Origin of the sequence: Bacillus sp. AFS029637 (genome assembly GCF_002584985.1) — a bacterium.
Lineage (GTDB): Bacteria > Bacillota > Bacilli > Bacillales > Bacillaceae_G > Bacillus_A.
Map to the genome: position 1 here is coordinate 206080 of NZ_NUPZ01000041.1, position 25290 is coordinate 231369.

The following is a 25290-nucleotide window of genomic DNA, read 5'->3' on the forward strand; positions in this document are numbered from 1 at the left end:
AAATCCTGATCGGTATATAACGAACAGGATTTGTTAACGTTATTTATAGTAGAATCATGGAATCTTTCTTTTCTATTTTTATTATATCTACATCTAATTCATCTTCAAACTCTTTAAACTCTCTTGCATCTATATCTGTAACGTAACTTTTGATCACTTTAACCATATGTCCGGAATATGTCATATGTACATTCTTTTCCAAGAGCATACTAGAATTACAACACATGTAATGTATCATTTTAGCAATGTAATCCCTTTCTATAGGTTTTACACCTAACGGTAAAATTTCAAGTATATGCCGCTGCAATATTTCACGACCATTTAATGCATATTCACCAGTGCTATAATACATACCTTTTTGATCTGCATATAAACCTGTGCCATCCGTAACATCATCATGTTCTATCACACCATAGCTTGGTACATCAAAAGCTGTATTTATTCTTATGACATTTAAGTTTGGAACCTTTTGCATAGCTGGAACAATCTCAGGTAAAATATTTATGTCAATTTTTTCATTTTGCAACTCTTTTATCCAATATTTTCTCATATCCGCATCTACAATGAAATACACTTGTTCATTTCGCTCTTTCGCATGTTGTAAAATTTCCATTAATGTATCGGAAACAAATTGTTTAAAAAGAGCCCCCATATCATTTCTTTTTGATGGTTGCGGCAAAAATGCATTATGTTTATTTATATTTAATAATAACTGGTCAATCATTTGCCACTCTTTATTCCCATATAATTTATATAAAATTTCCCTACCTTGTATTTTCGAAAAAATAGGCAAGAAATCAACTTTCGAAATTCGTTCAATTGATAAATTGACATATGTACAAGGTAAATGTATTTTATTCCAACTACGCTTCAAAAACCCTTTTTGTTCTAATAAACTAAAAATACAATCTACAATTGTTTTACGAGAAACACTTTTACCTATAAATAAATTAATAAATGATGAAATACGATTTGTTCGTGCAAATCCTTCTCGAACAATTTGTTTTGGATCAACTTTCTCTCGCCCATCACAATTTTTCATTGCGATTAATGCTAATGTCGCATCACACCGCTCTCCTGCAGTTTCATAAACCGCTTTCGTAACATCATCTACAAGGTTTGTCTTATACTTCTGGCAATACTGCATTTTATATGGATTTTGCAACACCTTTTCAATATTAAATCTCACTACCTTTAACAATACTGGTGAATCTGTATTTAATACATAAGATGACTCACCAATTGTAGCTAAAACAAGTTCACTATCCATTAATGCTTGTTCTATTTCCATCGATATATTTTCAGACCAAACTTCTAACGTTAAAGTCTCTAATCCTTTTGGGGCAATTAAAGGAAATAATTCATCTTCATTATTTGTTACTATCTTTTTACATTCTGGGAGTAATGTGAAATAAGTAAACTTCTGCTGAAATTCTTTAAATAAATACTTCCTATCCTCTACTTTTATACCACACTTTATTTTAGTGCCTTGCACTTTATATATTCTCTCATTATATGGAAGTAGTACCTTAATATTTGTTCCCATAATATAGTCTTTCGGATATTCGAGAATATGGTCTAATTCTACTTCTCCACCTATATGAAAATCATCTTTTAAATTTCTAAATATCTTAATCCATTTCATACCGTTTGTCGCTTGCTGTACTTTCAGTTTTACAAACCTCAACTTTTTATTATTTAATGCAGAATCTGGGGTAGAAATCAATATCATTCCCCGTTTTCGTCTCAAAAGCAAAGGAATATCTGGATGATTATATTCTTGATAGAATCTTCGAATACCTACTGAAACATTTAATAAAGGGGTATTCTCTCCTGCACGAGTTATACATTCAAACCTATATACATAGGCAAAAAAATCTTGTGTTTTTTCATCTTTAATCGGTTCTGACATTGCCTCACAAATATTTTGTGATCGTAGTGGCGAAAAATAGATCTCTTCTTCAATTTTATCTTCCATTTGTACAGGTCGTTCACAAAAAATATGTGAAATTAAAGCGGGTACCCACTTAGCATACGTTTCATTATCATGTAAAATTGCCAAATTAGAAATTAAATCGTTATGCCATTCATATTTTGGTGGTTCTATTAATTTGTTCGGTTTCCAATCATGAATGACTTCATACCAGCATTGGAAAATATAATCGAGTTGTTCTTGTCTAATCGGTTTTTTTGATATAATCCATGGTGTATCTTCATTTAATACATACGGATTATGCTGAATAAACAATATATCAGAAAACATATCGTACAATCTTTCATTCAAACGTTTCAACTTACTCGTTAATAAAAACGTCTTATAATGTATTTCTACAATGTCCAGCCATTCAATAGGAAAATATATAAATGATACACTTTCGTTTAAAAGAGGTTCTACTATATTTTCAAATGTTAATAACGATAATTTTTCCATGTAATGATTACTTCCTTTCTTCATTTGTCTTGATCATCCAAAAAACTAGAAGAAGCCGTTGCTTAATCTAAACAATTTAAACCGAGTATTTTTTTAAAAACATTTTATTTGTATAATACATTATTAAAACAACCTTTTTAAAAGTTTAAAGTAATTATCATTTACATCCCCCTCTCGAAATCATTGTAATTACACATTATGATTATACAATATACAAGTGTATTACATTTAATATTTACAATATTTTTACAAAAAACCAAAAAATAGCATAGTTATATAAATTCTATACCTAATAGAAAGCACCCTATCATTTAAGCATATAACGATTCCCGACTTCATCTTTTACAGGTCCAAACGATTCCATAACTTGTACATCTTTCTGGCCAAAGGTTACGTAATATCCGCAAAAGGAAGCTTATCTTTGCCGTAGCTTAATTATTAACCCATAAGCTTGCCGTGAATGCTAGTGGTTTGTAATAAATTTTGATCAAAAGCATGTTACAAAAATTGATTTTTCAACAGAAGAAACCCAAGGATTTTGATTAAAATCCTTGGGTTATTTGTTGCTAGTGAATAATTTTTCATAAAAAAGTTTAATCATTTTTCTACCTGTGTTTGCTCAACAATCGTTCCCGATTGTTGAAGATCATTGCTTAAATCTTATTCAAGACAAGCACCCGTTCGCTGAATATGGAATATCGTTTAACAAATCATAGGATATTGTGAATCTAACCTTTTAGAAGGTTTAAAAAGACCGTTCTAAACTCTAGAAGCGGTCTTTCCTTATATATTCAAATATTAACTACTGCTCTCGTTACTACTTTACTCATGAGGTTGATGATGATGATGGCTGTTCTCTTCCCGGTTACACCGGTAAGCTAGTGTTGCGGGATTCGTATTGCCAAACGTCAGGTACCACGGCACTCCCAATGGTCCGCCCTTTTTATAAGGGGGGACCACCTCCTTGAACTTCTTGCTATGGACATTATAACGTCGTACTGAACCGGTAAATTCGCCTGTAGGGGCCCCCGTAGCATTGTCAAACGGGCCCGTAATAGGGACAAACAATTTTCCATTCGGTCCAAAAAGGAGTGCCTGTGCGAAAGCACGTGGTTTTCCCGGGGCATAGAGGTCAATCTTGTCGATAAACTCGCCAGTATCACCATCGAAGATCAGAATTTTGTCGGTGTCATTAGGGTCATCAAGTTTTTTGAAACTAGTGACGTAGAGGTTGCCGTCAGGACCGAAGACTAAACCTTCGGGACGATGGAGTTTGTTCTTGTTATCACTCACAATAAACACATCGAATCCCCCTGATTTCAGGTTGAAGCGCAGCACCCAACCTTTATTCGAATCTAAAAAGTCAATGACGGAGACATACAGCAAGCCGTCAGGACCGAAGACCAATCCGCGGGGGTGGCATGGGTTGAAGCAGGGGTGGTCGACATTGCCTAGAAACATCCCAGTGGAACCATTGTACATCCGCACTTCTCCAGGCACTTCTATGCCCGTGTTGAAGTCGAAGTCACCCAAATCCGCCACAAACAGGACATTATGTTTGGAGAGTAAGATACCACGCGGTGCCAACGGAGCGCCTGGTTCGGCTGAACGGACGAGTTCGCCCAGGAACGCCCCGGTTTGCCCATTTAACTTCAATACGTCGCCATTCTCGGGTTGCCCGACGTTCTGGTTAGTGACAAGGAGATTGCCCACATGGTTAAAGATAAGTCCCCGGGGACCATGCAAGTTTCCACTATTTGGTGCGACAAAAGTGCCAAGGAACTTCCCTGTTTTCGGGTCGAAAGTCTTCACAGTGTCGTCGAAGCTATCACCAATGTAGAGAAAGTCGCACTGGAAGCACCTGTCCTGATCTTTTTGATTATGCATTTTATCACCCTTTTAAAAACATATTTTAAATAAAAAACTAGCTTTTACCTAAATTAATATATGCTTACGGAGATTTTTTCGTATAGGACATGCAGCTGATAATATAGCATATTTTTAAAGTAACCTGCCACGTTTAGTTTAAGTAAAACGTTTCACAAATGATCTTTAATCAGGATTCTTACTCTTTCTGTTTCCTCCACAATCTGGCCCTTTAGTGGAGGAACTTTATTGCTACTCAACAGTTCCTTAAAATGAAATTTTTATATTAATCTAAATTACACATTTAATTGAATAGTAATTCATCAGACACGAATCATTTCTTATAAGGACGCACTGCGCTTGCTCCCTTAATTAAATACTTAAATTTATCCTCCCGTATATTTTTATAAATTGTATACAGTTCCATATGGAACCGTTGCAAAAGAAATTCCGTATGGCGTAATATAATGCATTGGGTAATAATATTCCGTAGATGAATAGTACGGCTGTATACCTTGTTGCATTTGCTGCTGTGCTTGTAACGCTTGTTGAACAGCCTGAATTGTACTTTGTGCTCCGCTATACGTAATACCCGCCGTACCATACGGACGCATTCTAGCTCTGGTATCAAAATATGAATAAAACATTATTATTCAACTCACTTCCATATAAGTTATTACAAAGTATGTTATGATTCTTAATTTCAGTGAGTGTTAAAAACTGGCCCACTAGCCTTTATTCAAATAGTGTTTTTATTATAGCCTTTTTAACTTGTCTTTTCCTTTAATCTTTACTTTCCAACACAAAATTTTAATTGATAGTACTTCCGCTTTTCTATCATTAGGAGCATAAATTTTATCTCCTACTTTCAAATCACCATCTTGTATCATTAACTCAAAATCATAGATCAATTTTCCCATTTAGTTCTCTTCCTTCTAAAATAAAGATTTTGCATTAAATCCACACAAACCTAAGAAGCATACATACGATAACATTTGGTATTCTTTTTCAATATTAATTTTGGTCAGAGAGCGCATTGGAAATCACTCTTTTATGTTTAAATAAGAATTCTGTTCTGTTTTTTTATTTACGTTGTTTTCGTAAGAATTGTTGCTATCTTGACCATACTGATAAAAGGTTGACTTTCAACTAGTAAATTGGATTTAAAGGGGGGTTAATATGAAAGATGAATTAAGTATAAATATCTATTTAGATGAAACTGATACTCCGTTTTCAAGATATTATAGCTCAGATAATGTTCACCTAAGCTCTGACCTTGAAGATTTTATTTTGTCAAAGCTGCACAGTGGCAAAAGAAAAGAAGTAGAAATATTTTTTTCAGGTCAGAATGATTTTGACGAAAAGTCATTGAAGACTGCAACATTTAACACTTTTTCTAACCTCTTGAACGAAGAGGAATATACATATGCGAGAAATGTCAAAAAGGCTATTGTTTTGTTTGTGCTTGGTATTATTGTTGGGTTAATATTCTTGAAACTTTCAAGCACTCATGCCTATGTTGCAGGAGTATTAAGCATTGTCTGTTGGGTTTTTATTTGGGCAGGTACAGAGGTTTATTTTTTTGAAAATCAGCAAATCAAGCGAAATATCAGAAAATGCAACAATATTCTAAATGGCAATGTGCACAAAAAATAGAATTTTAGTAAATATTTATATTTATAAAGCTGATTTTCGGATTCTACCTTGTGCATTTATTTAGGTTATTGTTTGAATTTAGAAATTGTGTTGAAGATTAATATCGCCATACGAAGAAAGCTTTCATAAATACTTAAGACCTGGATTTGATCTAAGGTCTTATTTTCATCGCAAAAAAAAAACAATCTACACGAAAAGGGCTTTTATTTAAAACATATAAATATGCGGCAAGTAATTATCTTGATCATTACGCACGCCCGATCATGTCACCTATACAAAGTGCTCTTTTTTTGTTTGTATAATTAATTAATGCTTGTTTAAACTACAAATAGTTAGTCCTTTCCAAACACTAGCTTGCTTCCATTGTTGTTTCAATTTCCCTACATAAGAAGGGCTACGATCATCGATTATGAGCGCATAGATACGTTATCCACACATTATTTTTTTCAAAGAACTGTATAGGTATAGCGTATATTGATTCTATTTTGAGAAATCCCCGGAAACGTCCCCTTTTTCTCGAAAAAAAGACCTGCATACATGCAGGTCAAATATAAATTAGGGAATGTCCTTAGAAAAAATTACTGATGAAATTTCATATCACTTATGCTTTTGGAGACGGAAATCTTGCAGCTTCAAAATGCGTACTGTTTTCTACATTAGAAATAACTCCAGCTGCGCTACTTTGTGCAAAAATCTCGACTAAATCCCCTGCATTCAATTGAATGATTGATGAAACAGCAACGACATTGGCAAAGTTTATTGGACCAAAAAAGTCATTATCTATTGCAATTGCTGGATTTCCATTAACACGAATTTCTACCCGCGCTCTATAATTTACGTTTATGTTATTCGGAATAAAAGCAATCGTTCCAATAACAGAATAAACGCCTCTTGTCTTTGGAATAAAAATTGATGTAGCTGGATTATACTCATTCGCTAAATCAAATTGTTCATTTTGGAATAATACTTTAACAAAAGTATCAGCTGGAACATTTTGGCTTCCTGTTTTTATAGCTCTAAAAGCAGACGCCCTTACAAGCTTCTCCCCTTTATCATCACAACAATCCACTTTCACATGAACCCAAGGGTTTTCCTCATGCTTTTTATCACATTTTTCATAATATCCATCATATTTGTCATAACACTTACTACTTTTTTGACAATCATGATATTTCTTTTTGTAACTCTTACAATTTTCACCATAAGAATAGGACATACTAACATCTCCTTTCAAATTTATTACTATATATTATGTAAGATAGATTTAAAAAGTTTGGACGAGCTTTTACTATTTTTAATAGAATTAAAAAAATCCCACCATTTTGTGGGGAAGGAAACAATAAAATGTATAAATGTTAATAACCGTAATTCCCCCATATAATTCTTACTTCCTTTTCTCATTTCTCTTGATCATCAAAAAACTATAAAAAAAGGTATTGTCTATACCTATGTATAGCAATACCTCTACTCTTTATCCAATTACATCTTTTACGTCTGTATCCACTGGCCACTTTTCTAAAGTATAAGCCATTTCCCAAAATGAATATTCATATTGACTACTAATAATAAAATGCTGTTTCATACGGTTACGATCTGCCTCTGTTACTGTCTCAGCTATAGCATCTAACCGAGCGATCTGTTCCTCAACTAACGTACGGAACCAATCAGATCCATAAGCAGAAATCCATTCTTGATAAATTGGCTCTTCAGGTTGACACACTTTTAAACGTTCACCAATTTCATAATATAACCAGTAGCAAGGTAAAATTGCTGCAATAATATCCCCTAAATGTCCTTCGTACGCAGCTCGATACATATGTGAAGTATACGCATATGCGGTTGGCGCAGGGATAAAATGATCTTTTTCTTCTTTTGTAATCCCTAGCTTTTTGGCAAAATTCTCATGTAATGATAATTCCGCCTCATACGTATTTTGAGCATGGTGCGCCATACGGGCAGTTATTTCTAATTCAAGAGCTTTTGCAGCTCCTAACGCTTGTACTCTAGCAAAATGACTCAAATAATATGAATCTTGAAGCACATAATAGCGAAAACTAGCTAAATCTAACGTTCCCTCTCCAAGTTTTTTTACAAAAGGATGATTAAAACTAGCTTCCCAAATTGAATCTACTTCTTTACGTAATGATTGTGAAAAAGTCATTTAAATCCCTCCAATAATTTATAAAACATACGTATTTACCCACAATTATTAAATCTATAAAACAAAAAAACTTTCTTTACAGGCGTAAAGAAAGTGAAATTGACAGTATTTATTCATTAAATAGCAACGTCTTTCCCACTTCCCTACGCTGGCATTAACCAGATCAGGTACTAAGAGTCTCAAAATCCCATTTGATCTCAGCCTATAAAAGGCCCCCCTAGTGGATAAATATTTAGTTATCGTATTGTAATTATCATAGCATACTTCGTGGAACTATCAAAAGTTTTAATTGCGCAATTATCTTAAAAACCTTCTTCTTTCCTCACTTTTAATGAAGTTTCAATTATCATATCTAATAGTTTACTATAATTAATCCCCGCAGCATCTGCACTTTTTGGCAGTAAACTTGATTGTGTCATCCCTGGTAACGTATTAATCTCCATTACATATGGAATTCCGTCCTCCACCATCATATCAACCCTTGCATAAACACTACATTTTAATGCTTTATAACAAGCCAGTGACGCCTTATTTACACGTTCCTTAATTTCAGCTGGAAGTTCGATCACCTCTTCAATTGTACTAGCATCATCATATTTTGCATTGTAATCAAAGAATTCAGCTGCATGTCGAATTGAGATGATAGGTAACTGTTTTCCATCAAAAATGGAACATGTAATCTCTTCACCCTTTATATACTTCTCAATTACTACTTCTGAATCCCATTCAAATACAGTTTCCAGCATTGAAATCAATTCATTTTTATTATAGACGATTTTCACTCCAACACTCGAACCACCAGAGTTAGGTTTTACCACTAACGGAAATCCTAACTTCTCTAACTCTTCAAGGTTTAGATCCTCCATTTTTGTAAGTTCAATCCAATCGGGTGTTTCTACTCCTTCATAACGTAAAATCTTTTTTGAAAGATTTTTGTCCATACATATACCGCTAGATAACATATTGCTACCGCTATAAGGAATACCTAAACTCTCAAGCGTCCCTTGAACCGTACCATCTTCTCCGTATTTTCCGTGTAATGCTAACAATGCAAAATCAATGTCTTTCGCTTTTTCAATTAAATCCATTTTTTCATTTAACGTAATTGGAACGATTTCATACTTACTTTTATCTAAATGTGCAATCATTTCATTTCCAGTCATAATTGATACTTGTTTTTCAGAGGATACTCCTCCCATAATAACGCCAATTCTCATCTTCTCAACTCCAAGTTTCATTTTTTAATGTATCACCAATTATTTGAATCCCGCTAACTATTTCCTTTTCTTTCAAACGTGAAAATCCTAATCGGAAAGTGTTCGCTCCTCCTCCGTCAGAATAAAAAACATCTCCCGGAGAAAACGTAACTCCTTTCTCAAAACACTTTTGTAAAAGTGTTCGGGCATTAATATGCTCTTCTAGTTCTATAAATAAATGAAGTCCACCGTCTCCAGTCATTCTTTTAAACGGAATGTACTGATTGCACGCTCCAACAGCTAACTCATATTTTTTCTTATAAACAGACCTTGCCTTTTTTAAATATTTTTCAAAATATCCTTCATGTAAATATTGAAATAAAACAGCTTGATCTAACGTAGATGTGTGAATCGTTCTCGCTCTTTTTACACTTTCTAAATAATGAATTAGCTCTTTATCTGCGATAATCCAGCCTACACGTAACCCGGGAAAAAGTACCTTTGAAAAGCTACTAATATAAATGACATTATTACCAGCTCCAGCAAAAGTTAATAATGGTGCTAAATGCGAACCTGAATAACGTAATTCTTCATTAAACCCATCTTCTATAATAGGAATCTTATATTTTGAAAATAGTCTCATTAGTTCCGTTCTTTTCTCCGAACTCGTAACAATGCCAGTCGGATTATGATAAGAAGGAATTAAATACGCAAAATCAAAATCCATTTCACGTAAACTTTTTTCTACTTCATGCGTATCAATACCATCATCATTCATATCAATCCCATGAACTTCAAGTCCATGCAAGCGAAAAAGCTTCAGTGCAGCATGGTGAGTTGGATTCTCACAAATAACACGCCCTGATTTCTTTGATAAAGAAGAGAGTACAATATCTAATCCTTCTGTAAATCCATTTGTAATTAAAATATCTTTGTTCGAAATATCTACACCTTTCATTTCCATATAATGAAGTAGATAATTCATTAAAGGTCGATAACCTTTTGCATATCCGTAATTCAATACGATATCCCCTTCAATGGACATACGAGTAAGAAAAGCTCTTTTGAAATTTTCAACATCAAATAGCTTTTCATCTGGTGCTATACTATTAAAAACAATCATTCCTTTTTCCCAGCGAACTCCATGTTTCATTAAATCTAATTCATCCGCTAATGCGGTAACTGTATTAAGTTTATTTTTCCAATCTATTTCAACAGACGAAGTGTTAGAAATATCCACCTTCGCAACAAAGTTCCCTTTTCCTTTAACTGCATAAATGAGCCCTTCTTGTTCTAAATCCGCATAAGCAGAGAGTACTGTATTTCTGCTCACTGATAATAATTCACTCAGTTCCCTTGTTGATGGGATTTTTTGGTTCCCTAACAAATGCCCTTTCATAATCATCTTTTTCAAATAATCCTTTAATTGAATATAAACGGGACGATCTTTTACAACTTTAAAATCCTTAAACAATTCCTTACCCCCTGCAATTATTTTTGCATATTTATTTCATTCTCAAAAGGTCCACTACATATGTATTTTCTATAATGGGCGGTACGGTCTTATAAAGTGAAACTTTAATTAGTGGAGGATATCCCCCCACTAATCGGTCTGCTCATAAATAGCGGGACAAATCTTTTCGGTATAAGTTAATTATATCTTTTAAAGCAGCCGCTGCAGCTCCGCGCGGATTAGAAGCACCACCAATTGTAGTAACTTGCCCCATCGTATCTGTAAAGAACGTAATTCCTTTTTCTGTCCCATTTACTTTTGCTAACGGATGTTCTTTATCTATTTCATATGGTTCAACAGTAAGATTCACGTTGCCATCCTTATCTTTATACGCTGATGCAATTAGTTTGATCCATTTATTTTGTTCTTTAGCATTTCGTATTTGCTGTATTGTAACGTTCTCAATTCCTTTTATATGTATATCTGTAAGCGCATTCTCTACTCCCATTAAACTGTTTGTTAAAAGTAACAATTTACATGCACTATCTGAACCACTTACATCTAATATTGGATTCGTTTCAGCAATTCCTTTATTTTGTGCTTCTTGCAATGCTTCTTCAAACGAAATATCATCTTCATACATCTTTGTAAGAATATAATTTGTTGTCCCGTTTAATATCCCTTCTATTTTCTCAATATTACAGCCCGCTAAACTCAATTGCCCAATATCTAGTGTTGGTAATGCAGCTGCTGTTGCACCGCTATATCGAATTCGTACATTCGCCTGCTTTGCTGCTTTATTTATTTCTCTCCAGTTTGTAACAAGTGCCCCTTTTGAAATTGCAACTATATCCATCTGTTTCTCAATCGCTTGTTTCATATATTGTTTCCCTGGATTTCCATCTCTAAGGTTTGTAACGGTTGATTCTACCCAAACAGTACCACTGATGCTATTTGTTGCACGCTCATTCGGATGATGTTCTAAATATTTTTCAATTGCAGCAGTACCGCTCCCAAACATTAATAAATGATGAATAGACAACCCTTCCACATTATGTATTGCAACATTTCTACCTAATACACCACTTACAACTAAATCTATTCCATATGTTTCATTTATATATAAATATTTTTCATTTAATAATTTTATAAACTCTCTTCCTACTGTTCCATATCCTGATAACACAATTTGAATTTTCATAATATCCCCCCATATTTTTCTACCAAATCCCTCTTTCAATATAATATAAAGCGCCCTTGAATTCCATCGAGGGGCTTTATCATTTTCTGTTTTGGTAATGAGGAAACCTACAGATTAAAAATAACAAATAATAATTACTAAAATAGTATGTAAAAAAGCTTAGAGTTTTAGGCTCTAAGCTTTTTACATACTTCATTGCATTACAATTCCTTTTAAAGAGCGATACTTTTTATTCCGTATTGACGGACAGTAAGACTCTCAGCTAAAAATTCAGCAAATGCGAGGAATTTAGCTGGGAGATAACTTCCCGTAAATACCCAATTGGTGAAGGCTAATAATCAGTGGGGATAGTCCCCCACTGATTAAAGTTTCACTTTATCCATTCTGATTTACTCAATATATAATGATTGTATAGTTCGTTTTCTATCGTCTGTTGACTCAAATAAGTAAACCCGCATTTTTCAATAACTTTATTTGATGATACGTTATGAATTAAAGCAATTGCGTTAAGAATGTCTACATTTGTATATTCAAACAAATAGTCAATCATTCCTTTAGTCGCTATTGTAGCGTAACCATTATTTTGATATTTATTTGAAACGGCATACATAATTTCTCGGTTTGGTGACGGAAGTTCTTCCTTCATACTTGTACAGCACCATCCAATAAATTCATTTGTATTTTTCATAAATATTCCTAGCTTTAAAGAATAGCCATCTATGTTAGATGTGGTTTTGACGGCGTCAAGAAATGCTTTATTTGCTGGTATTTCATAATTTGCAACCCAATTAACTCGTTGTTCTTTTGTTGATTTCCAGTCTGGCAAATACTTTTCTATCTCTGGTTGATTTGATATTTTATAAATACTCTCCGCATCTTTGATGGTAAACTCTTGTAAGTAAATATCTCCACAATCTATTCTAAATAACTTAGTCAAACTTTCTTCTCCCATAATAATCCCCCTTAATTACGTTTGAAATTGAAAATAATTATAGATACCTCCTAGCTAGAGGTACCCATAATTACATTAAAGCTCTTTTATCTGCTTCGTAAGTTCTATAAATCTTTCATCAAGTTCTTTATATCCTTTGTCCTTAGAAGTTAAAAAGCTTAATTTACCTAATACTTCTTGTCGCTCTGTTTCTAGCGTTAAACGTAGCTCTTCAATGTCATCTCTTGTTTTAGCAGACTCTTCTAGCTGCTTTTGTATCGTGTTATTTGAAAACACTAATTTCATATTAGTTGTTTTCTCCAAAAAATATCGATCGTGAGAAACTATAACTAGTGTTCCATTATACTCCGCTAATGTATTTTCAAGCTGTTCACGTGAAGGAAGATCCAGGTGATTCGTCGGTTCATCTAAAATAAGTACATCTTTTTCTTCTAAAATATAAGCCATTAACTTACACTTCACTCGTTCTCCCATGCTCATATGCTCAATCGGCTCTTTCCATTGAGAAGCTTGGAATCCTAAATGTTTCATTAGATTTTGGACTTTTCCTCTTTCCTCAAATGTCTCTTTAAAAAACAAATCTTCTGGTGTTTTATCCAGTGGTAAATCAAATACTTCTTGTGTTAAATAACCGATGTTTGCCGATGGTGAAATCCAAATTTCTCCTTGAACAGTTTCCGTTTCCATAATCATCTTCAATAATGTTGTTTTCCCGCTACCGTTTGGTCCAATAATCGCAACTTTCTCACCGTGTTGGATTGTAAAATTAACGTTTTCAAATAATGTTCGTCCATTAAATTCTTTCCTCAATTGTTTCACTTCTAAAAAGCGTTTTCCTACTTTTTTATTCGCTTGAATAGAGAACTCAACTGAATACTCTTCTTTCACACGCTCTACTTTCGTTTTCTCAAGCTCTTTTTCGAGACGTTTTCGTTTTGACTTCACTTGTGCATCCATTCGCTTCGCTTTTACACGATAAAATTCTTTAACTCCTTCTTGTTTTGTGGACTGCGCGTGTGCCTTTTGTGACCATGAACTTAATTCTTTTATATTTGCTTCTACTTCTTCTATCTTTTTTTGTTGTTTTTCATATTCACGCTGCTGCGTCTTTCTTTTTTGCTCACGTGCTTTCATATAACTCGTATAATTACCACTATGCTCAATTAATTTCTTATCCTCAATTGACCATATTTTTGTTGCGACAACATCTAAAAAATATCGATCATGCGATACAACGATAACTGTACCTTTCATATTTTTTATCTGTTTAATAAGAAATTCCGTACTTATCTCATCTAAATGATTTGTCGGTTCATCTAGTATTAATACATTAGGGTTTTCAGCAAATCCTTTTGCTAGTCGAACCTTCAACTTTTCACCACCACTTAACGTCACAAAATCGTTCGTTGGCACGCCCCATTTTGCAAGAAGTTCTGCTTCTGTTGCAATCATATCACTACTAATAAAAGATTCTATTTCTTGTTCAACATATGCCGTTGTCATATTCATTTGCTGCCATTCAACAATCCCTTTTGATGGTTCAACTTTCCCATTTATTAATTGAAGTAACGTTGATTTACCAGCACCATTTTTACCGATTAATCCGATAACATCCCCTTGTTTTACTGTCACATTCATTTTTTCTAACAAAGTGTTTTCATTTATTTCAACATAAACATCATTTAATTTTAAAAGTTCTTTCATAAATATCGATCCCTTTCATTAAGGGAGAACAAAAAAATCCTCCCAAAGTAATTTTGGCAGGATTAGTCGTTACATTATTTATACCCAAATAAGCTATTACGCAAAACAAATAGCAACACCGTTGTTTGGAATTGGGCAGACTAATCCTATTTTTTATAAATTGAAATTTATTTAATTTCAACATTTAAAAATAAGATTAGTTAATCATCGTCCACCCATCATTCCTTTCCATCATTAGTAACCATATTGTACCATGATAACACTGTATGCGTAAATATTTTTATATGTACTACAAAAGTGTATTTTTTCATCGCTACTCTTCTTATGTTTATCAACCATTAGTTTTCACTATGTTGAATGGTTTATTCATTCGAAATTTCTTTACAGTCCATATTTCCGCCGTGATCATGCGGTGTCCCACATGAAATACTCTCTTCTTTCGGGGCAGTACCAATTACACCGATTATTGGATTAATTGGAATTTGTAGTTCATTGCTAATTAGCTTTTTTCATACAAGCTCCTCTTGAAATTTTAATGATATTTGCATGTAAAAAAGCACTTAGTTCATTTTGAAACATACACTCTTTACTATAACAGTTATAGAAAGGTGGTATCACTATGCCCCTTATTCCATACAACGAAAGTGATGTTGATTTACTAGCTCGTTTAATTCGTGCTGAGGCTGAAGGCGAAGGTCGGCAAGGCGAACAACTTGTTGGATGTGTTGTAGTAAACCGTGTATTTTGTGATTGCTTAGATTTTAAACAACTCCGTACCGTACCTGATGCTGTATATCAAAGCCCTGGTGGATTCGAAGCGGTTCAATACGGATACTTTTATCAACGTGCCCGTGAATCAGAAAAAGAAATCGCAAGAAAAGTTTTACAAGGTGAATGGCGCTGGCCGGCAAGGTGGGCTCTTTGGTATTTTCGTCCAGTCGGGGCTTGCCCGCCCCAGTGGTATAATCAGCCGTTTGTAGGACAATTTAAAAGCCATTGTTTTTATGAACCGAAAGGTGATGAATGTCCGAAAATGTATACTCGATAGCCAAAATAACCAACGTAAGTATTTATTCATTTAATTACTTGCGTTGGTTATTTGCTGTATTTTAGAAATCTAATAATGTGACGAATTTTTCGATACCTACCACATGTATTAATAATGGTATACGAGGGCCATTTGATTGATTCATAATGAGCTTATATATAATAGTAAACAATTGTTTTTGATTTTCTTTCATTATTTTTTTATTTTCATGATGGCAAATCGGATACAATTGTTCCATTAAGTTAGCATAATCTTTATTAGAACGAAGTATTTTACAAACTTCTACTAGCCATTTTTTCTGCCTTTCCTCTAATGAGTTGTAAAACTCTGTATTTCTCTCTTGATTTACCGTAATCAATTTTTTAGATTGAAAGTTTCTGATCCAATACTCTGCACGATTACTTATCGCTATCATGTCAGGTAATGCATAGCTCCTATCTATTTTCTCTAATATACCTTGTAAAATAGATGAATCAAAATTTAATAATGGTAACGTTCCTGCTACTTGATTAAATTTTGGATATTCTTTAAACCCGCTATCAACTCTAGAGAGTTTAATTGCATCAAATAAATCTTCATTTTTCAGCGTTTTATTTTCATAACTGTCCTTCAATCGTTCATACTCTGTATAATTGCGAATCACATCTTCATCCAATCCAATATGAAAAGCAGCGCCTGGCCTATATTTTGCAAACATAAAAAGAATCACTTCTGGTAAATACACTTTTAATAAGTCGCTAGGTGTAATACTATTCCCTAAAGAACTGGACATTTTTTCATGATTACCTTTAATCCCAATGAAATCATAAGCAACGTAATGAGGAGCTTCACGATTGAATATTTCCCTTGCAATTTCTTTTGATACATTATAACTACCTGTTTCCGATGAATGATCTCTTCCGCCCGGTTCAAAAATAACATCCTCTGTCATCCATCTCATTGGCCAATCGATTTTCCAATTCAGTTTCATTTTATTTGTATTTAATACCGATAATTCATTTTCATTTCCGCACTTACAGTCATACCGAACTTTTTTTAATACTTCATCAAAATGTGAAATATTTGTTGTATCTTTCCCGCATTTCTCACAATACAATGTAGCTGGATAAAAGCTCTCTCGCTCTTCTTCACTACACTCTCCAGTTTTAAAACCCATTAAAATATCATATATTTCTTTTCTTCTATCCAAAGCCTCTACTATGTTTCCGTTATACTTTCCACTTCTATATTCAGCATGTTGATAAATGAATTCCACTTCAATTCCAAATGCTTGGAGCGATTTTTCAAACTCTTTTTCAAAATGCTCTGCATACGAGTTATGACAACCAAATGGATCTGGAATATCACAGTATGGCATACCAATATACTTTGCAAAAGATGGATCAATATTTTTAGGAACTTTTCTAAACCTGTCGTAATCATCCCATGAAAAAATGAAACGAGTCTTTTTCCCTAAATCTTGAAGAGCCCTTACAACGAAATAAGTCGTTACGATTTCACGGAAGTTCCCAATATGAACAGAACCTGATGGACTAATTCCAGATGCACAAACAAAAGTTTCTTTGTTTGGATGTTTCCTAATTAATTCATTTGCTACTTCATACGCCCAATGCATATTTTACTCACCTCAATTGTTTTTTGTTTTCACATTTTCAGTTTTATGCAATAAAAAAACTCCCACCCCCAAGATTATTCATCTTGAGGACGAGAGTTATTAGCTTCGCGGTACCACCTCAGTTTGTTAATACGTCACCGCATTAACCTCTTCAGGTACGGCAAAATATGCTTATACCCTATCTCTATAACGGGAGATCCCGTCGCACCATCCCTAAATAAATTAGTTCCTTGCGCAGCTCCAAGTCTTTTTTCATTAAGATGTATACCGCTCTTTCTCAGCTACTAGAGCTCTCTGTACGTATTCGTTCTTAACTACTCTTCTCTTCAATGCCATTTTAAATGTTAGTTTTTTATATGATAATTTATAATGCTTTTATTGTCAAACTTTTCCGAACAAAAATATATAGCTATCTAAAAAAATGTTTTATCATTTCTAATTGAATTTTGTGGCTACATTCATCACAGCAATATATCCCTTTCGATTTCTCTTTAAATCGCTTATATTCTTCACTTCCCTCGTATACACGGAATATATTTTTACACGAAAAGCAAACAATCTCATAAAACATCATATGCATTTTCCTTTCCGTGTTTATACACTTTTTTTAATAATTTGAGAAGGTCGGTTTTCTACCTTACAAATCTTAATATCCTCTCACTAAAGGTTTACCTCTATTCTTATCGAATTATATAAATATCTTATAAAATGAGGTGAACATCTTGTTCAGTAATATAGAATTAGTTTTAGCTGCTAAAGCTAGTTTAGCTGAAGGACCATGTTGGAATGAAAAGGAACAGCTCTTATACTGGGTTGATATTATGGAGAAAAAATTGTGCATTTATAATCCTACTAATAATACGAACCGAGTAATCACCCTCGATCAGCAAATTGGCTGTGTTGTACCATATGTAGAGGATGTAGTACTTTTAACAATGGAAAGCGGCTTTTATTCTCTTAATCTAAATACTGAAAAACTGACACATATTTTTGACCCCGAACCACACTTAATTGAAAATCGTTTTAATGATGGGAAATGTGATCCAGCTGGTCGCTTCTGGGCAGGTACTACAGATACATACGGTATTAATGCTACAGGTTCCTTGTATTGTTTAAATAATAATTTAAGTGTCGAGAAAAAAGTTTCACATGTAAATACATCAAATGGAATTGCTTGGTCACCTAACCATAAATACCTTTACTTTATTGATACACCTACTAAAAAAGTGGTTCGCTATCATTATGATATACGTACTGGAGAAATTCGTAATCCAAGTGATGTAATCATTTTCCACAAAAATGATGGGCTACCCGACGGTATGACAATTGATGAAGAAGGCTGTTTATGGATTGCTCATTGGGGAGGTTCAAAGATTACTAGGTGGAACCCTTTAACTGGAGAACAAATATTGAGTATTCCAATTCCAGCGTTATATGTAACGTCGTGTACATTTGGCGGGCCTAATTTAACAGATTTATATGTTACAACAGCTAGAACAAGAATGACGGATGACGAATTAAAGAAGTATCCACATGCTGGTAGTATCTTTCGAATTCAAACAAATGTTAAAGGTTGTCCTACCTATTCATTTTTCAATAAAAATATTGGAGCTGAAACAATATGAATCGTATCAAATACATAAGACAAGAAGAAAAGAAATATCACGATCTTTGCTATGAACAATATAAACTATTTGAAACTGGATCTTGGCTTAACAAACCGGTTAAAACGGTTATGGACTTAATGGACTACTTTGAAGGGCAAAACAATTTACAAGTACTTGACCTTGGATCCGGCGTCGGAAGAAATAGCATTCCAATTGCACAAAAGCTACAAAATACTAGCGGCATTGTTACATGTGTCGATTTACTTGATTCTGCTTTGACAAAACTACAAACTTATAGTAAAGAATATGGTGTCATTAATACTATTAAAACCGTACAAGCAGCAATTGAAAACTATCATATCGACGCTAACGCTTATGATTATATCGTTGCAGTATCCAGTTTAGAGCATGTTAAATCAGAAGAAGATTTAACAAACGTGCTCCATTCTATGAAAGAAGGTACAAAGACTGGTGGTATCATTTGTTTAATTATTAACTCGAACATACAAGAAATTGACTTACATACGAATGAAGAATTAGATGCTTTAATTGAAATTAACCTTCCTACTGAAGATATGATACAACTCTTAAAAAGCATTTATAAGGAATGGAAAGAAATAAAATTTGAAATAAAAGAATTGGCGTATGAGATAGTTCGTAATGAAAGACACATTCAATTAAAGACGAATGCGATTACGTTTGTCGTACAGAAATAATATTATAAAACACTTAGGACAATACTTCATTACCTATTTACTGACATACCCTTCCATTACAATTACGATTTCTCCATAAGAATCGCTTACTGCTTAAATCGTAATACCAAAAAAATATTTTCTATATTTATGGTTTAAAAATCCAAATAATAGGACTTAAATTTATTACTACATAAATAAAAGAGCACTTGTTTCCGCAAGTGCTCTTTTCCGGAATTTTGAGATATCCTATTAACGAAAGTTAATGTTACTTAAAGTTAAGAGGTATTTACAATATATGCTTGTCCCTTTTATTTGTGTACAATTAATATATATCAATTATCCGTACTATTTAAAAACTTATTTCTCTTTCGTACATTTTATCATTAAAAAATTGATTGATGGTTTATTTTCCATGTTCTTATTTGGTTCGTCAATTTCCGAAACTTGTACTAGTCCATATTTATTAAACTCTTGTTTTATAGAATCCTCATCATAGAAAAACATTTTTACGCCTTCCATTATCTCAAAATAATCTTGATCCAACTGTTTTCCTTTTCCATACATTGGAGCTTTTTTAGAAACTGTTGTAAAAACCATATATCCACCTGGTTTTAGCTGATTATAACAATCTTTAATAAACTGCTCCCTCTCCGGTTCATTCAACAAATGAAGAAGCGCATGACTAAATATTCCATCATACAGGTTGCGATCAAAAGGCATATCATTTACCGAACCATGATGTATTCTAATACCTTCTAGTCCGTTTTGCTTTGCTAAATCAATGGCCGTTTTTGAAATTTCAATACCTGTTACATTTATACCATTATGGATAAAAACCTTTGCGTTTCTACCATATCCAATACCCGGAATCAAAATATCCTTAACGTTCTTTTCAAGGAAAAAATCCTTTGTCAAAATTGCAGAATCTGTAGGTTCAAATCCCCACATCGTTTGTTTCTCGATAAAACTTGATTCCCAAAATTCCATTATGTTCTATCTCCTTATTCTTTATATAATTATAGATCATTAATTGTACAAACTATTCGTTGGTATATGTAAATCCTAGAGCACTCTCACATTTTATGTACAAAATACAAAATACAAAAAACTCCTCTACAAGGATATTTGTTCCGTTAATCTAAATGTAATCTTCTCTTCCATACACCTTGTTTCACTAATCTTAATCATTCTAGCTTCATTGAATATAGCATATTAATATGGCTATATCTAATTTAAAGATTGTTTTAAAAATCGATGCGTTATCCATCCACCCTTCTATTTAATTTCACTTTTTAATAATCCAAATAAACTGTGCGAAAACATTTCTTTTCACCTAACTTAACATAAAAGAATAAAAGAGCACTTGTTTCCGCAAGTGCTCTTTCTAGGGATTTTGAGATACCCCCTAACGAAAGTTAAGTGGATATGGACAATATATGCTTGTCCTTTTTATTCGTGAATAATTTTTATATTATAATTTGAGTTTAAATATACAAACTATTCCCTATTCATTTGTAGATGAAAAAAGCCAAAAATACAATTCCAGTTTTGACTTTTTCTTTATTACTTTTTCAAATTATATTGATCTAAAACTTGTTCTAACATTTCCAACGTTATCGGTTGTACTTTAGTTGTTAACTGATATCCAATTCGCCCATTTGGTTCTGCTGTAACTTGCTGTAAACTCTTTAAATCATGAATCCCTTTTTCTCTTAATTGCATATATAATTGTTGTTCTGACATTTTTGCTTGTGATAAGCCGCCTTTAATAATTTCTCCGTTTTCAACAATAACGATGCTGCTTCCATTTAAAAATTCTTCCACTTTTCGTGATTTCAATTCTAAAAAATGAATGAGGAGTAAAATGCTTGAAAATATAACAGCAGTAACAATAGATGGTATCACTTTCCTACTTAAAACTGGTTCTACAATAATACGTCCAATAGAAACAACAATAATAATTTCAGCCCGAGTCATTTGGCTAACAGATATACTTCCTGTCATTTTTAAAACAAAAATCCCAGTCAAAATTAAAATAATACTTTCAAATAGTATAGTCATTATCGTTCAATCCTTTAATGTTGAATATTAATAGTGTTCTCCATTAAAGGATGAATTATATATTTTTTACACAATCAATGAATTTTCACACCCTTCAGACCATGAAGGATATAAAGGTGACACGTGCTTTATCATTTGGAGCTCCTTTTTTATTAACATTGGCAATAAAGAACGTCCTATTACCCCCGTTGCACCTGCCACAAATATTTTCATATATGTTCCTCCTCATTTAGTAATCATAAAAGTGACGAAATATATATGAGATATGTGACAAGTAATTGATAGATTTATATGTTATTCATATGAAACAAACACTTTTAAAGGATTTATTATCCCTTCACTCAATTCCTCAAAACATTGTTCAAGTGTAGTGTAATGAATTTCATGTTGAAAAATCTCTTCTATAAATGGTGTTTGCTCTATTTGACTAAAAAACCAATCTGCATGTTTTTGATAATCATATCCGTCACTTGACCCAATGATCTGCAATTCTTTCTCATAAAATTCGGCGGTTAATGTTAGTTCTTCTTTATTACCATCAGAAAGTATACATATTACACCGTTACTATTTAGAGCATTTTGCAATGTACGAAATCCACTATTTGTAGCAGAACATTCGAAACCATAACTATATGTTTCTATTATTTTCTCTTCTGAATCATATATGTTTTTCACACCAAATTTCTTTGCAAATTCTCTTCTAGTTCTATTAGGTTCAACAACATCCACATGCTCAACACCTGCATAGTATTTCAAGAAATAACAAGCGAGCAAACCCATAACTCCCAATCCAGTTATAAGTACTTTTTTATTTTTACCTGGATTTAGTTTTAATACCCCTTTAGCAGCATCACATGAAAGGATGGATAATAAGGCAACTTTAGGTTTTATACAACTAGGTACTTGAATAACTTTATGACCCTTAACTATCCCTATCGTTTGATGCCCATAAAAGGAAACTACTTTATCACCTATTTTTAAATTTGTTACTTTATTACCAACTTGGATAACTTCACCATAACTTTCATATCCAGTTTTTCTTGGATAAAAAGGATTAATATCTGTAACATCTGATTCTTTATACTGTGGTAACTCGGCCCCAATGCTTATTGCACCTGCGATTGTTTTAACTATAATTTCATCATCCTGAATGGTCCTAATTTCACATGGTTGCCACTTTAGTTGTTTAAGTCCTTCTAAAACTAATTTATATTGTTTCATTCATACCCTCTCTTTTTATGAAAATGTATTCAAATTAGCTTTTGAACTATTTTTAATAATAAATGTACATATTCCATCTATATCTGTAAAAACATACTCTCTTCTTAATTCCGACGAACTAATTGTACGGTCTGTTTTTTCATGAACATTTGGATCGCTTGCGTCCAACGAAGAAAGGAGTTTCTGATGCTATAAAATGACAATACAATACCTAAAATAAGCATAATCCCGTTCCGATATTAAGAATGGGGTTAAAATATAATTAATTAAATTTATTTAGATTTAGCATCGCAACCCATACCTCGCTGTGCAACGGCGTGGTTCATACTTTTCTGCTCGAAATCAGCACATCTAAATAGTGCTGATTGTACATAATGCCTAATATATTTCCGAAGGGATCAACTAAGGAAGCGGTGATGAATCCCTCGCCGCGCTCTGTAGGTGCCTCATACTCTTTCGCTCCCATAGACAGCAACTTATTGAAAGTTGCTGTTACATCATCAACGTGCCAGTACACAATAGCACCAGATGGTCCGGTCACTGAACCATCTGGCGCATAACGGCTATCGATTAAACCTAGCTCGTGTTGGTAGTCGCCAAGGCGAAATTCGGCATATCCTGGACGTTCGAAATATGGTTCGCTACCTAATAGCTCAGCATACCACTTCTTTGCTGCTTCTAAATCATCCGCCCAAAAACTAACTGTGGTTAGTCCTCGTAATGTCTTTGTATCGTTCATAATCGATTCCCTCCATACTATTGAGTAGTACTTCTCAATACTAAACGAAATAACATTTTCTGAATTAATTTCGATTTCCTTATAAATAATCCTATCTCTTATTCTAGAAAATGACCCTTTAATGACATATTACGGCTGAGATTTTTAAGTATCTTCATTGTAAATGTTTCCGATATCATTTGTAATTTAACAATTTTATAGTGACTTCACAACAATACATACAAGGCTATTATTTTTCATTTCATAACAAACCTCCTTTTAAGTATTATTCTTTTTTAAATTGAAAATCTAGACGTCCCGATTGTTTTACTTCCTCAATTAGTTTACGAATACCTTCTTCAATCTTATCTTCTTTTACATTGGATACGTTTAACTTTAACAACTTTTCTTTATGAAAATCATTTAAATAATTTCTATCAATTGAATCGATACTTATTTGATTTTCTCTTAATTTTTTTATAAATGTTTCTGTAAATATGTTTTTCTGTATTTCTAAACAAGTGTGTATTCCAAATATTTTTTGCTTTTTAAACGTAAATAAAAGTGGGTTTTCATTTTGCACTTTTTCTAATGTTTCTGCTAGTTTTATTGATCTATTGTAGTAGGAAGAATTAATTTTACTTTTATGACGTTCAAACATACCGCTCTTTATATAAATTTCTAAAGCAGCTTGAGATATCATTGGACTATCAATATCTAAAATTTTTTTATATTTATGAAAAGCATTTGCAATAGCCGGTGGAATAACTGCTACACCGACTCTTAAACCTGGAAAAATAATCTTCGAATAACTTTTCAAATATATTACATGGTTACAATCATCTAAGCTATATAACGGATCCGCTTTTGAATCAGTTTCTAAATCTGCTAAATAGTCATCTTCCACTATAAATACATTATATTTTTTAGCCAACAGTACGATTTTTTCTTTCTCATCCTTTGAATAAGACGTTCCGAGCGGATGATGATATCTCGGTATCGTATAAAAGAATTTTATTTTTCCTGTTCGAAATATACGTTCCAATTCACTCAAGTCAATCCCTTCATTTGTACGCTTAATACCGAGTACAGGAATGTTATTTATTTCTAGGTATTCAATATACAAATGATACGTTGGCTGTTCAATTAATATCGTTTCATTTTCATTCGGAAATGGTATAGAAGTTAATATAGCAAGCGCCTGCTGCACACCTGACGTTATAAAAATATTTTCTTCTTTTGTAAAGACTTGATAGTTTGCCAGCTGTTTTTGAATAACCGTAATTAAAGATGGTAAACCTTTCGGCGTTCCATATACAAATAAATCATTTTTATATGTATCAATGGCTTTATTAATACAATGTTGAAAATCTAAGTACGGAAAAACATCTGGATCTGGTGCTGAAGAAGCGAAATCAATTATCTCGTTATTTTCTATGGTACTCCCTGATTTTTTAACAACGTAGTATCCACTTTGAGGAACGGAATAAATAATATGACGCTTTTCTAATTCATGAAATGCACGTATAACTGTCGCCTTATTACATTCATATTGCGTAACGAGTGTCCGAATAGACGGTAATTTCTTCCCTTCTTTTATCTCTCCATTTTGAATCATATTTTCTATGTTGTTTAAAACATGTAAATACTTATACATCTCACACCTTCTTCAGCAATTTTGTATTGTTACAGCTTATATTTA

The 25290-nt window shown here is 33.1% G+C and carries 22 protein-coding genes, 3 pseudogenes, 1 riboswitch and 1 other annotated feature; of the genes and pseudogenes, 4 read left to right on the top strand and 21 right to left on the bottom strand.

Going from position 1 to position 25290, the window contains the following annotated elements; genetic code table 11:
* Window positions 1–43: 43 nt before the first annotated feature.
* From COE49_RS23715 to COE49_RS27725, 4 genes are all read right to left on the bottom strand, one after another.
* Window positions 44–2431 carry an RNaseH domain-containing protein gene (locus COE49_RS23715; RefSeq protein WP_088229183.1) on the bottom strand — a complete coding sequence of 796 codons (2388 nt, stop codon included), beginning with the start codon at window positions 2429–2431 and terminating at the stop codon, window positions 44–46.
* A gap of 822 nt (window positions 2432–3253) precedes the next feature.
* Complete coding sequence (locus COE49_RS23720; RefSeq protein ID WP_098882311.1) at window positions 3254–4318, bottom strand: Vgb family protein; 1065 nt, start codon at window positions 4316–4318, stop codon at window positions 3254–3256.
* 383 nt (window positions 4319–4701) lie between these two features.
* On the bottom strand, window positions 4702–4944 hold the full coding sequence (locus tag COE49_RS23725; protein WP_088229181.1) for a DUF3947 family protein: 243 nt from the start codon (window positions 4942–4944) through the stop codon (window positions 4702–4704).
* A 108-nt stretch (window positions 4945–5052) separates the two neighbouring features.
* On the bottom strand, window positions 5053–5217 hold the full coding sequence (locus COE49_RS27725) for a hypothetical protein (RefSeq protein WP_170933737.1): 165 nt from the start codon (window positions 5215–5217) through the stop codon (window positions 5053–5055).
* A gap of 259 nt (window positions 5218–5476) precedes the next feature.
* Between COE49_RS27725 and COE49_RS23730 the strand changes: the two genes are divergently transcribed.
* Window positions 5477–5953: a hypothetical protein gene (locus COE49_RS23730; protein ID WP_098252140.1), complete on the top strand. Its 477-nt coding sequence runs from the start codon at window positions 5477–5479 to the stop codon at window positions 5951–5953.
* Between the two features lie 601 nt (window positions 5954–6554).
* On the opposite strand, the gene COE49_RS23735 is transcribed toward COE49_RS23730, so the two are convergent.
* From COE49_RS23735 to COE49_RS23775, 8 genes and pseudogenes are all read right to left on the bottom strand, one after another.
* On the bottom strand, window positions 6555–7169 hold the full coding sequence (locus tag COE49_RS23735) for an ABC transporter permease (RefSeq protein ID WP_088229179.1): 615 nt from the start codon (window positions 7167–7169) through the stop codon (window positions 6555–6557).
* A gap of 255 nt (window positions 7170–7424) precedes the next feature.
* Complete coding sequence (tenA, locus tag COE49_RS23740; RefSeq protein ID WP_088229178.1) at window positions 7425–8114, bottom strand: thiaminase II; 690 nt, start codon at window positions 8112–8114, stop codon at window positions 7425–7427.
* A 123-nt stretch (window positions 8115–8237) separates the two neighbouring features.
* Window positions 8238–8343, bottom strand: a riboswitch (TPP riboswitch).
* Between the two features lie 73 nt (window positions 8344–8416).
* Window positions 8417–9331 carry a D-alanine--D-alanine ligase gene (gene ddlB / locus COE49_RS23745; protein WP_098252149.1) on the bottom strand — a complete coding sequence of 305 codons (915 nt, stop codon included), beginning with the start codon at window positions 9329–9331 and terminating at the stop codon, window positions 8417–8419.
* Between the two features lie 4 nt (window positions 9332–9335).
* Window positions 9336–10784, bottom strand: a complete 1449-nt coding sequence (gene pdxR / locus COE49_RS23750; protein WP_098840945.1) for a MocR-like pyridoxine biosynthesis transcription factor PdxR — start codon at window positions 10782–10784, stop codon at window positions 9336–9338.
* A gap of 142 nt (window positions 10785–10926) precedes the next feature.
* Window positions 10927–11964 (bottom strand): homoserine dehydrogenase, encoded by a 1038-nt coding sequence (locus tag COE49_RS23755; protein ID WP_218014246.1) that lies wholly within the window; start codon window positions 11962–11964, stop codon window positions 10927–10929.
* Between the two features lie 370 nt (window positions 11965–12334).
* Complete coding sequence (locus COE49_RS23760; RefSeq protein WP_088229175.1) at window positions 12335–12916, bottom strand: GNAT family N-acetyltransferase; 582 nt, start codon at window positions 12914–12916, stop codon at window positions 12335–12337.
* A 75-nt stretch (window positions 12917–12991) separates the two neighbouring features.
* The gene (gene abc-f, locus COE49_RS23765) at window positions 12992–14620 is read right to left on the bottom strand and encodes a ribosomal protection-like ABC-F family protein (protein ID WP_088229174.1); all 1629 of its coding nucleotides are present in this window, start codon (window positions 14618–14620) and stop codon (window positions 12992–12994) included.
* Window positions 14621–14994: 374 nt separating this feature from the next.
* Window positions 14995–15123, bottom strand: a pseudogene (locus tag COE49_RS23775) (acetamidase/formamidase family protein); the annotation flags it as partial.
* Window positions 15124–15239: 116 nt separating this feature from the next.
* On the opposite strand from COE49_RS23775, the gene COE49_RS23785 reads away from it, so the two are divergent.
* On the top strand, window positions 15240–15668 hold the full coding sequence (locus COE49_RS23785; RefSeq protein ID WP_088229171.1) for a cell wall hydrolase: 429 nt from the start codon (window positions 15240–15242) through the stop codon (window positions 15666–15668).
* Window positions 15669–15729: 61 nt separating this feature from the next.
* Here COE49_RS23785 and lysS read toward each other — a convergent pair whose 3' ends face one another.
* Both lysS and COE49_RS23795 read right to left on the bottom strand, forming a co-directional pair.
* The gene (gene lysS, locus COE49_RS23790) at window positions 15730–17283 is read right to left on the bottom strand and encodes a lysine--tRNA ligase (RefSeq protein ID WP_098252135.1); all 1554 of its coding nucleotides are present in this window, start codon (window positions 17281–17283) and stop codon (window positions 15730–15732) included.
* Between the two features lie 82 nt (window positions 17284–17365).
* Window positions 17366–17622 (bottom strand) — a binding site (T-box leader).
* A 70-nt stretch (window positions 17623–17692) separates the two neighbouring features.
* A complete protein-coding gene (locus COE49_RS23795; RefSeq protein ID WP_088229169.1) occupies window positions 17693–17863 on the bottom strand; it encodes a DUF2197 domain-containing protein in 171 nt (56 codons plus the stop codon).
* A 142-nt stretch (window positions 17864–18005) separates the two neighbouring features.
* Between COE49_RS23795 and COE49_RS23800 the strand changes: the two genes are divergently transcribed.
* Both COE49_RS23800 and COE49_RS23805 read left to right on the top strand, forming a co-directional pair.
* Window positions 18006–18908, top strand: a complete 903-nt coding sequence (locus COE49_RS23800) for an SMP-30/gluconolactonase/LRE family protein (protein WP_098946121.1) — start codon at window positions 18006–18008, stop codon at window positions 18906–18908.
* Entirely contained in the window at window positions 18905–19606 is a 702-nt protein-coding gene (locus COE49_RS23805; protein WP_098946122.1) for a class I SAM-dependent methyltransferase, read from the top strand. The genes COE49_RS23800 and COE49_RS23805 overlap by 4 nt, the downstream gene beginning before the upstream one ends.
* 339 nt (window positions 19607–19945) lie before the next feature.
* Here the strand turns inward: COE49_RS23805 and COE49_RS23810 are convergent, their stop codons facing one another.
* The 7 genes and pseudogenes from COE49_RS23810 to COE49_RS23835 form a co-directional block, all read right to left on the bottom strand.
* Complete coding sequence (locus COE49_RS23810) at window positions 19946–20575, bottom strand: class I SAM-dependent methyltransferase (protein WP_098357684.1); 630 nt, start codon at window positions 20573–20575, stop codon at window positions 19946–19948.
* A gap of 576 nt (window positions 20576–21151) precedes the next feature.
* Window positions 21152–21649, bottom strand: coding sequence for a DUF421 domain-containing protein (locus tag COE49_RS23815; protein WP_098946123.1), 498 nt, complete (start codon window positions 21647–21649; stop codon window positions 21152–21154).
* Between the two features lie 147 nt (window positions 21650–21796).
* Window positions 21797–21862, bottom strand: a pseudogene (locus tag COE49_RS28525) (NmrA family NAD(P)-binding protein); the annotation flags it as partial.
* 81 nt (window positions 21863–21943) lie between these two features.
* A complete protein-coding gene (locus tag COE49_RS23820; protein ID WP_098946124.1) occupies window positions 21944–22870 on the bottom strand; it encodes a zinc-binding dehydrogenase in 927 nt (308 codons plus the stop codon).
* A 15-nt stretch (window positions 22871–22885) separates the two neighbouring features.
* A pseudogene (locus COE49_RS23825) lies at window positions 22886–23069 on the bottom strand (hypothetical protein); the annotation flags it as partial.
* Between the two features lie 123 nt (window positions 23070–23192).
* Window positions 23193–23609 (bottom strand): VOC family protein, encoded by a 417-nt coding sequence (locus tag COE49_RS23830; RefSeq protein ID WP_088229164.1) that lies wholly within the window; start codon window positions 23607–23609, stop codon window positions 23193–23195.
* A 265-nt stretch (window positions 23610–23874) separates the two neighbouring features.
* Window positions 23875–25245, bottom strand: a complete 1371-nt coding sequence (locus COE49_RS23835) for an aminotransferase-like domain-containing protein (RefSeq protein WP_098252129.1) — start codon at window positions 25243–25245, stop codon at window positions 23875–23877.
* Window positions 25246–25290: the final 45 nt, after the last annotated feature.

Coding starts and splice junctions, on each gene's coding strand:
- COE49_RS23715 (WP_088229183.1), bottom strand. CDS start 2,431: ATGGAAAAATTATCGTTATTAACATTTGAAAATATAGTAGAACCTCTT.
- COE49_RS23720 (WP_098882311.1), bottom strand. CDS start 4,318: ATGCATAATCAAAAAGATCAGGACAGGTGCTTCCAGTGCGACTTTCTC.
- COE49_RS23725 (WP_088229181.1), bottom strand. CDS start 4,944: ATGTTTTATTCATATTTTGATACCAGAGCTAGAATGCGTCCGTATGGT.
- COE49_RS27725 (WP_170933737.1), bottom strand. CDS start 5,217: ATGGGAAAATTGATCTATGATTTTGAGTTAATGATACAAGATGGTGAT.
- COE49_RS23730 (WP_098252140.1), top strand. CDS start 5,477: ATGAAAGATGAATTAAGTATAAATATCTATTTAGATGAAACTGATACT.
- COE49_RS23735 (WP_088229179.1), bottom strand. CDS start 7,169: ATGTCCTATTCTTATGGTGAAAATTGTAAGAGTTACAAAAAGAAATAT.
- tenA (WP_088229178.1), bottom strand. CDS start 8,114: ATGACTTTTTCACAATCATTACGTAAAGAAGTAGATTCAATTTGGGAA.
- ddlB (WP_098252149.1), bottom strand. CDS start 9,331: ATGAGAATTGGCGTTATTATGGGAGGAGTATCCTCTGAAAAACAAGTA.
- COE49_RS23755 (WP_218014246.1), bottom strand. CDS start 11,964: ATGAAAATTCAAATTGTGTTATCAGGATATGGAACAGTAGGAAGAGAG.
- COE49_RS23760 (WP_088229175.1), bottom strand. CDS start 12,916: ATGGGAGAAGAAAGTTTGACTAAGTTATTTAGAATAGATTGTGGAGAT.
- abc-f (WP_088229174.1), bottom strand. CDS start 14,620: ATGAAAGAACTTTTAAAATTAAATGATGTTTATGTTGAAATAAATGAA.
- COE49_RS23785 (WP_088229171.1), top strand. CDS start 15,240: ATGCCCCTTATTCCATACAACGAAAGTGATGTTGATTTACTAGCTCGT.
- lysS (WP_098252135.1), bottom strand. CDS start 17,283: ATGCATTGGGCGTATGAAGTAGCAAATGAATTAATTAGGAAACATCCA.
- COE49_RS23795 (WP_088229169.1), bottom strand. CDS start 17,863: ATGCATATGATGTTTTATGAGATTGTTTGCTTTTCGTGTAAAAATATA.
- COE49_RS23805 (WP_098946122.1), top strand. CDS start 18,905: ATGAATCGTATCAAATACATAAGACAAGAAGAAAAGAAATATCACGAT.
- COE49_RS23810 (WP_098357684.1), bottom strand. CDS start 20,575: ATGGAATTTTGGGAATCAAGTTTTATCGAGAAACAAACGATGTGGGGA.
- COE49_RS23815 (WP_098946123.1), bottom strand. CDS start 21,649: ATGACTATACTATTTGAAAGTATTATTTTAATTTTGACTGGGATTTTT.
- COE49_RS23820 (WP_098946124.1), bottom strand. CDS start 22,870: ATGAAACAATATAAATTAGTTTTAGAAGGACTTAAACAACTAAAGTGG.
- COE49_RS23830 (WP_088229164.1), bottom strand. CDS start 23,609: ATGAACGATACAAAGACATTACGAGGACTAACCACAGTTAGTTTTTGG.
- COE49_RS23835 (WP_098252129.1), bottom strand. CDS start 25,245: ATGTATAAGTATTTACATGTTTTAAACAACATAGAAAATATGATTCAA.